Here is a 1,398-nt window from a genome sequence, read left to right as displayed (position 1 = left end):
TCGCGAGGGAGCTGGGCAGGTCGCCCTCGACGGTGAGCGCCGAGGTGGCGTCGCACAGGTTCGTGACGGCGCCGAAGCCCAGGCGCGGCGAGCGCGTGGGCGCCGGCACCGACCTGTCGTCGGCCTGCCCGCGCCTGGCGGCGTGGCCGCGATGCCGCGACGGGTGCGGCCGCTACCGCGCGATGGGCTGCAAGCGCCGCCCGCACGTCTTCTACGAGGCCCGCGCCGCGCAGCTGTGCGCCGACTCGGTGCTCGTCTCGTCCAGGCGCGGGATCGACGCCGACGAGCCGGCCGCGGCGGCCAGGCTGGAGGCCATCAGGGACTGCCTGCGCCGGGGGCTCTCGCCCGAGCAGATGGCCGCATGCAACGGAGGGCCGGTGGACCTGTCGCCGTCGACCATCTACCGCTGGGTCGCGGCGGGCTACGACGGCATGACCAACATGGAGCTCAGGCGCAAGGTCGGCTACAGGCCGAGGAGGCGCGCCGCCGTCCGGGCGGCCACGCGCCACTCCGCCCGCAGGCCATACGCCGCGTTCCTCGCCCTCGGGGAGGACGCGTGCGCCGCGGCCTGGGAGATGGACACCGTCGAGGGCGCCCGGGAGGACTCGGCCTGCCTGCTCACGCTGCTCCACCGCCCCAGCAGGCTCCAGCTGGCGCTCCTGCTCGGGGAGAAGACCGCCGGGTGCGTCGCGGCCGCCCTGGAGGGCGTCCGGGCGGTCCTCGGCGCAGACGGGACGCGCCGCGTGTTCCGCGCCGTGCTCACCGACAACGGCGCCGAGTTCTCCGACGAGGGCGCGATCGCCGCGCTCCTCGGCGAGGGGCCCGGCGAGACGAGGCTGTTCTACTGCGACCCGCGCCGCAGCGACCAGAAGGGCGCCTGCGAGCGCAACCACGTCGAGATCAGGAAGCTGCTGCCCAAGGGCGCCGGCCTCAGGTTCGACCGGCTATCCCCGGCCGACATGGCGCTCGCCATGTCGCACGTGAACTCCGAGCCCCGCGGCGCGCTCGGCTTCTCGACGCCCGCGCGCGCCTTCAGGGCGATGCTCGGGGACGATGCGGCGGCGCTGCTTGACGCCTACGGCGTGGAGGATGTGCCTCTGGCCGAGCTCGACCTGACGCCGGGACTCATCGAGAGGGCGCGCGCAGAGAGGGGCGATGCCCCGCTGGCCTAGCCTGAAGGCAAAACGGAATAGACTGACCGACCGTCCGGCTGAGTCTGGGAAGAGGTGCCGGGCGGAGGGCGGAGCATGGCCACCGGACCCATCGAAACACATCTCCACCGTTCCTTCAACTGGGAAAACGGCGCCCCCGGGGCCCGGATGGGGCCTCGGGGGCGTTCGGCTAGCTGCGGGAACGGCCTGTCCGCCTAATGTGTTCGGCTGAGATCGGAAATCAACC

At 73.4% G+C, this 1,398-nt stretch carries 1 protein-coding gene; it reads left to right on the top strand.

Annotated features, from left to right (window positions below; translation table 11 throughout):
- Positions 1-95: 95 nt before the first annotated feature.
- Positions 96-1,172: an IS30 family transposase gene (locus I2H19_RS09855; protein ID WP_324252746.1), complete on the top strand. Its 1,077-nt coding sequence runs from the start codon at positions 96-98 to the stop codon at positions 1,170-1,172.
- Positions 1,173-1,398: the final 226 nt, after the last annotated feature.

The sequence above is a fragment of the Collinsella aerofaciens genome (assembly GCF_015560135.1).
Lineage (GTDB): Bacteria > Actinomycetota > Coriobacteriia > Coriobacteriales > Coriobacteriaceae > Collinsella > Collinsella aerofaciens_AN.
This window is presented reverse-complemented; position numbering and strand designations above follow the sequence as displayed.